The sequence below is a fragment of the Morganella sp. HSTU-ASny43 genome (genome assembly GCF_022819185.1).
In the GTDB taxonomy this organism is placed as follows: domain Bacteria; phylum Pseudomonadota; class Gammaproteobacteria; order Enterobacterales; family Enterobacteriaceae; genus Morganella; species Morganella morganii.
The window spans coordinates 1-547 of sequence record NZ_WSPG01000088.1 but is presented as its reverse complement, the minus strand read 5'-3'; the positions used below and the strand labels follow the sequence as shown (position 1 = coordinate 547).

Annotated in this window: 2 protein-coding genes; both read right to left on the bottom strand. The window is 51.7% G+C overall.

What is annotated here, in order from left to right; all coding sequences use genetic code 11:
* Positions 1-89, bottom strand: an 89-nt coding sequence (locus GN208_RS17900) for a Mov34/MPN/PAD-1 family protein (protein WP_243828522.1), incomplete at its 3' end; no start/stop codon positions are given.
* Positions 90-91: 2 nt separating this feature from the next.
* The coding region (locus tag GN208_RS17895; protein ID WP_243828521.1) for a phage minor tail protein L at positions 92-547 on the bottom strand (456 nt) is incomplete at its 5' end.

Sequence of the window (547 nt, the reverse complement as noted above, 5' to 3'; positions counted from 1 at the left end):
CGGGATTTTTGAGCTATTACTCCGCAGCACTCGCGGGGATATTCACGCTCTGCGTGTGCAAAAATAGCTGCCTGAATGTTTTTACGCATCATTATTTCCTCAGTAATGAGGTTCCCGGAAAGCCGCCGAACGGGATCGGATTATTTTTCCCGAAACGGGGAAAGCAGCCGGTATTCAGCATGCCGCTGCACTGATCCTGTGCCGGGTCATCCACGCGGTTGCCGTGTTTGTCAAAATACCCGTTCTGCCCGGCATAATCACAACCATCACCGGATTTGTATTTGCCGCGTATGCACCAGGTACACATTGCATGCAGTTGCCGCGTCGGGATCAGCACCCCCTGCAAATCCATCGGGCTGGCTAAATCAAACTCAATAACCTCTTTGGTTTCCGAGGATTTGCTGTCGATATAAAAGACCGAGACTTTTTCCTGGGTAGGATCTGCCGCCGGGTTGCCATCCGGAAAATTCGCCGCATCCAGATAGTGTGCCAGGGTGTCGTGTATCGTGACTTTCGCTTTCAGCATGTCATCGTATGCCAGACACAG